This window comes from Microcystis sp. M_OC_Ca_00000000_C217Col (assembly GCF_007095585.1).
Taxonomy (GTDB): Bacteria; Cyanobacteriota; Cyanobacteriia; order Cyanobacteriales; family Microcystaceae; genus Microcystis; species Microcystis panniformis.
In genome coordinates this window covers 1-5568 of the sequence record NZ_SFBV01000062.1, presented here as the reverse complement: position 1 = coordinate 5568, position 5568 = coordinate 1, and the positions used below count along the sequence as shown (strand labels likewise).

The 5568-nt window shown below is 42.2% G+C and carries 6 protein-coding genes; 5 read left to right on the top strand and 1 reads right to left on the bottom strand.

Features of this window, described 5'->3' with window-relative positions; genetic code table 11:
* The first annotated feature begins 684 nt into the window (after positions 1 to 684).
* The 5 genes from EWV66_RS03715 (at position 685) to EWV66_RS03695 (ending at position 4820) form a co-directional block, all read left to right on the top strand.
* Positions 685 to 1341: an SGNH/GDSL hydrolase family protein gene (locus tag EWV66_RS03715; RefSeq protein ID WP_002758338.1), complete on the top strand. Its 657-nt coding sequence runs from the start codon at positions 685 to 687 to the stop codon at positions 1339 to 1341.
* 381 nt (positions 1342 to 1722) lie between these two features.
* Entirely contained in the window at positions 1723 to 2355 is a 633-nt protein-coding gene (locus EWV66_RS03710; RefSeq protein ID WP_002768800.1) for a CDP-alcohol phosphatidyltransferase family protein, read from the top strand.
* A complete protein-coding gene (locus EWV66_RS03705) occupies positions 2330 to 3286 on the top strand; it encodes a phosphatidate cytidylyltransferase (protein WP_072926605.1) in 957 nt (318 codons plus the stop codon). The genes EWV66_RS03710 and EWV66_RS03705 overlap by 26 nt, the downstream gene beginning before the upstream one ends.
* Entirely contained in the window at positions 3283 to 3924 is a 642-nt protein-coding gene (locus EWV66_RS03700) for a lysophospholipid acyltransferase family protein (protein ID WP_072926606.1), read from the top strand. The genes EWV66_RS03705 and EWV66_RS03700 overlap by 4 nt, the downstream gene beginning before the upstream one ends.
* Before the next feature lie 41 nt (positions 3925 to 3965).
* Positions 3966 to 4820, top strand: coding sequence for a class I SAM-dependent methyltransferase family protein (locus tag EWV66_RS03695; RefSeq protein WP_002768795.1), 855 nt, complete (start codon positions 3966 to 3968; stop codon positions 4818 to 4820).
* Between the two features lie 34 nt (positions 4821 to 4854).
* Here EWV66_RS03695 and EWV66_RS03690 read toward each other — a convergent pair whose 3' ends face one another.
* Positions 4855 to 5205, bottom strand: coding sequence for an IS66 family transposase (locus EWV66_RS03690; protein ID WP_002796839.1), 351 nt, complete (start codon positions 5203 to 5205; stop codon positions 4855 to 4857).
* Positions 5206 to 5568 lie beyond the last annotated feature (363 nt).

Here is a 5568-nt window from a genome sequence, read left to right as displayed (position 1 = left end):
CCTAAGCCGAGTTTTCAAGGTGCTGCGCCGTCCACTTGGTTTTCGAGACTGGCCTTTTAATTCTAACGTAAAGCCAACCTAGAACGGCGGGGTTTCAGACCCAAAATTTCCGATGATTCCGAATATCGAGGTCGGTGTGTTGAAAGTCTTGTTGAAATTGTGCTTGATATTGATACCTATCGAGGCGCAAGGCGAATATTCATTCCGTGACGCGCCGAATGCTAGAGCCATTGAAGTCTATCTGTAGGGACACGGCATAACGGGGTCTTTATACTGAATCGGTTTTTAATAGTATGATTAACTGCCAATTCAACTTGAAAAACCCGCTCCCTTCTCCCCCACTGCTGTAACAAAAAACAACTATCCCCCGATAGCGATCGCTAAAGGTCGAATAATTGTAAATTTTTGTCAATGGGTGCGGTCAGATCGAAGAATCATCGCTAGAATGAGCCTAATTGTCAGGAATTTAGTTAACCAAGGTTTTTGGCAATATGCTAATCTGGCTAACACGCTTTTGGGGGTGATATAGGGAAAAGTTCCGGCGATTGCGCCTAAATGGAGTGTTATACAGAAAGTTGACCTATATCGTTACCCCAGAGAGTGTTATACAGAAAGTTGACCTATAATATGTAGTTATGTCGCATTGCTTCTTTGCGCAAGTGGAAAATTTTGAGGTATAGATTTATGACCCACATCGTCTTGCTCGGCGACAGCATATTTGATAATGCTCCTTATGTGGATGTTGAAGAAGATGTTATCCATTACCTTAAGCGCAAAATACCTTTAGGATGGAAAGCCACTTTACTCGCTATTGATGGTTCTATTACCACGGATCTCCATGCTCAAGTTCAGAAGCTACCTAAAGACTCAACTCACTTGTTTTTGAGTGTTGGGGGAAATGATGCTTTACGCAACATCGACTATCTATCTCAGAGGGCACAATCTGTTGCAGAAGTAATAATTAAATTTTCAAGGCTGGTCGGAGATTTTCGTGCTAACTATGTAAGTGCAATCAAAGAGCTACTGGAAAAACAGTTGCCAATAACAATTTGCACCATCTACGAGCCAAGATTTGAGCAGTCAGAATACCAAAGCATAGCGACAACTGCACTCACATTTTGGAATGATGTGATAATTCAAACAGCAATAGCCTATAAACTACCAATTATTGATCTGCGCCAAATCTTTACCAGTACATCTGATTACGCTAATCCGATTGAGCCATCTGCAATTGGTGCAGATAAATTAAGCAGCTACATTCTAGAAATAGTACAAAACCATAACGTTACTCAACTACATACAATCATCTATGGAAACTCCAAAGACTCTCGACAAAAGTGAATTGCCCTGAATGGCACTTCAAGATAGATCGACAATCTGTCGTTTGGTTCATTTCGGTGGGCAAGTCAATTTCTTCTTTGGCAATAGCGGTTCTACGATAGACCACTCTTCATTCGTCATACTACTTGAGTACATTTTGGCTTACTCCAAAGTATCGATTTTCGGGGATAACTAGACGGTGGCGCCTTCACTGACGGGGTTCAGACCAAAGTATTGCCGTTAAACAGGCTACAGACTCTCTTCCCTGCAACCTATAGTGGACAAGGTTTTCGCTTCACCTTTTCAGCCTAGCATCTACATTATAAAAGATACCAAATCGGTTCTATAGTTCCATATCTCTGGACAAAAATTTTCAAATTTATAAAAGTTGATCTAAATTCCGTGATTACTATCTATCAATTAAAGCCAGCTTTTCAAAAGATATTGAGTCCGCTAGTCAAGCAACTAGCGAAACAAGGAATCACGGCGAATCAAATTACCACATCTGCTGCTGTCTTATCAGTATTGATGGGAATAGCAATTGTCCTTTGGCATTGTCAGCGCTGGCTACTGTTGCTGATGCCTTTGGTACTTTTTATGCGAATTGCACTGAATGCGATCGATGGGATGTTAGCCAGAGACTACAACCAGAAAACATCGTTAGGTACTATCTTAAATGAACTAGGAGATGTAATTTCTGATACTGCCCTCTACCTTCCCTTTGCCTTAATACCAGGAGTTTCTAGTATTTTGGTTGTCCCAATTGTCTTACTGTCAATCATCAGTGAAATGACTGGAGTTCTCGGGGTTACAGTGAGTGGAAAAAGACAATATCAAGGGCCAATGGGCAAAAGTGATCGTGCTTTTTTATTTGGTATAATTGCTTTATTATTAGGATTAGGATTGACAGCAGGAAAGTGGTTAGATTATATTTGGATTACCACAATCTTACTGCTATTTTCGACAATTATCAATCGGGCTTACAGCAGCTTAAAGGAATTAGAGTATCATGGTTTGGACGAAGCCAGCAATTAATGTTATCTGGGGGTTAGCAGGGGTATTTATCCTATTAATACTAGCGACTCTCATAATTCAGCTTCTCTCCCTAACTTTGCCAGAGAGAAATTATACAGAACTGAAGCAACGAGTCAAATCTTGGTGGGCAATTACCCTTCTTTTCTCAACTTCTCTCATCCTCAGTCCTGGAATAGCTGTGATCTTTTTTGGTTTTGTCAGTTTTCTGGCCCTGAAAGAATATTTATCTCTAATTCCCACACGCCGTGCGGACCGTCGCGTCTTGTTTTGGGCTTATTTAGCAATCATCTTACAATATTACTGGATTTACAGTCAGTGGTACGGAATGTTTTTAGTATTTATCCCAGTTTATATGTTCCTTATCTTGCCGATGCGGATGGTAATTTCAGGAGAAATACACGGTTTTCTCAAGGCAATAGGAACTCTACATTGGGGATTGATGCTGACAGTATTTAGCATCAGTCACGTCGCCTATTTATTAAGGCTACCACCCGCAGGTAATCCCATAGCTGGCGGTGCTGGATTGTTACTGTATCTTTTATTTTTGACGGCTCTGAATGATATTTCCCAGTACTTGTGGGGAAAAAGTTTGGGAAGACATAAAGTTTTACCGACAGTTAGCCCCAACAAAACCTGGGAAGGCTTGCTAGGAGGGATAATAACGACAATAGTATTGGCAGTAATTTTGGCTCCTTGGTTAACTCCGTTTAATTTAACTCACGCATTCTGGCTGGGGTTACTATTGGGAATTGCCGGTTTTATTGGTGATGTTACTGTATCGGCTCTGAAGCGAGACTTAGGAGTTAAAGACAGCGGTAATCTCTTACCAGGACACGGTGGTATTCTTGATCGTATTGACAGTTTAACTTATACTGCTCCCCTATTTTTCCATTTTACTGTTTACTTTTATTTCCGGGGGATGTTAGCTTGAATAAGTTACTGCGATTGTTGTTTTTTGGTTGCTTGGTTAGACTGATTGTCTTGGTCATTATCGGACTAAGAATCAGTCACAAAGAGAGGCTACCAAAATCGGGACCAGCGATAATTGTTGCCAACCACAACAGCCATCTCGATACCCTGGTATTGATGACACTCTTTCCCTTAAGGTTATTAGACAAATTGCGTCCAGTAGCGGCGGCGGACTATTGGTTAAAGAATCCCTGGCTGACTTGGTTTTCTCTAAATATTATTGGTATCATTCCCTTAAGACGCGAAATGGGGAATGTTCGCGAGCATCCTCTAGACAGTTGTTCTCAGGCATTAGTGCGGAGAGAAATTCTGCTAATCTATCCTGAAGGCTCTCGCGGCAATCCTGAATCTTTAACTAGCTTTAAGAGTGGCATTGCCCATCTAGCGAAACGGCATCCAGAAATCCCCATCTATCCAATTTTCTTGCATGGTTTAGGCAAGACACTTCCCAAAGGTGAAGCTTTATTAGTCCCTTTCTTTTGTGATGTTTGGCTTGGTAATCCTCTCCATTGGACTGGCAATAAACAAAGCTTTATGGATTTGTTAAATCAGTCAATACAAGAGTTGGCAGCAGCAGGAAATTTTTCTGCTTGGCAATAAAAAAGTTCTTGATTTTTCTTGATTAAACGAAGGAATTAACCATGAATTCTCAAACCTTACCTAGCTATGATTCACTAAGTCGTCCGCTGCCAATTTGGCATCCTAAAGCCATCTACTACAGCCTTGTAAGATTGCTGTTTCAAACCATCGGGCAACTTTCAGACGGAATTCGTCTGGGCTTGAAATACGGCTTTGATTCAGGAGTCATGTTAGAGTATGTTTATCGCAATCGTCCCAGCGGCATTACCTGGTTTGGCAAGATAATTGACCGTGTTTATCTCGACTCCCAGGGATGGCAGGGAATCCGTCAACGTGGGGAAATTCTGAAAAGCGTATTGCGTCAAGTTATCCAAGATAATTTTGAGCAAGGGGTAACAACTAACCTCCTCGATGTTGCTTGTGGTGGTGGCCGCTATGACTTGGAAGTTTTGCTAGATTTTTCGGGTGGTGCAGTGAATGCTTTATTGCGAGATTACAAGGCAGAAAATGTGCAAAAAGCGCAAGAATTAGCTCTCCACCTTGGCGTATCAGCAACTATCGAACAAGCTGACGCTTTTAACGATGACGACTTAAACCGGGTCTTACCACCGCCTAATTTAATTGTCGTCTCGGGACTCCACGAAATATTACCAGATAATGAGTTAATTCGTCAGCATTTCCAGCAATTATATCGTCTTCTTGAACCAGGCGGGACGCTCATTTTTACCATTCAACCCTACCACCCCCAATTAGAGTTTATTGCCAGGGTATTAAATTCTCATACAGGTAAACCTTGGGTGATGCGCCTGAGACCGCTAGAATTAACCGAAGCATGGGCAACTGATGCGGGTTTTCAAGATTTCCAGGTACAGATGGATAACTTTAATATTTTCGGGGTCGTCAAAGCGAGAAAGTGAAGTCAGCGAAAACTCATTTTGTAACTATTCAGGTCTAGGGGTTGACAAAGAGAGAAAAATCAGCAGTGGGGATAAGAGAGACAACCGTATTCAAGGGGTGATGGACAGAGGCCAAAGCCTGACGGAAGAAAGTTAAAACCGAACGGCCTTGGGCGCGACAAGACTGAATCACGGTCAATAAACGGGCAGTATCGACAAAGCCACTGAAGGAGCGAGAACCACCAGCTATCTTGCGCTTAGTTACTCCCAAACGCAGAGAACGCTCGGCTCGGTTATGATCGGGAGAGACTTGAGGATGATCGAGGAAATACCACCACTGATGGGACTTGTCCAGCAAGGATTTCAGCAATAAACCTGCAGCATAACCCGCCTGGGGTCGCCACACAGCTAAAGCTTGCTCTAACCGCAGCGATCGCCGATCTTGTAGGGTGCGTTCCCTAATGCAAGTCCTACTGCTTCACTGATCGATTTTTGGGGAACGCACCATGCCCATTGATTGAAGTTGTGGTCTAAGTGCGATGCCGCTCTTGTGGGACCAGTTGGGGAATGTTAGCGAAAATTCCCAATGTTTAGGTTAAAATAGAGGGCAAAAGTTGCCACAGGGTCAATCCAATGACAGTTCGACAACCCCAGCAATTCTCATTTTGAAAACAAAAGAAGATAAAGTTCTCTATGTGAACAAGAGAACTTCTGTCTAATTATCATTTTTTTTCAAGATAATCATCATAATTAGCTTCAAGAGACAGTT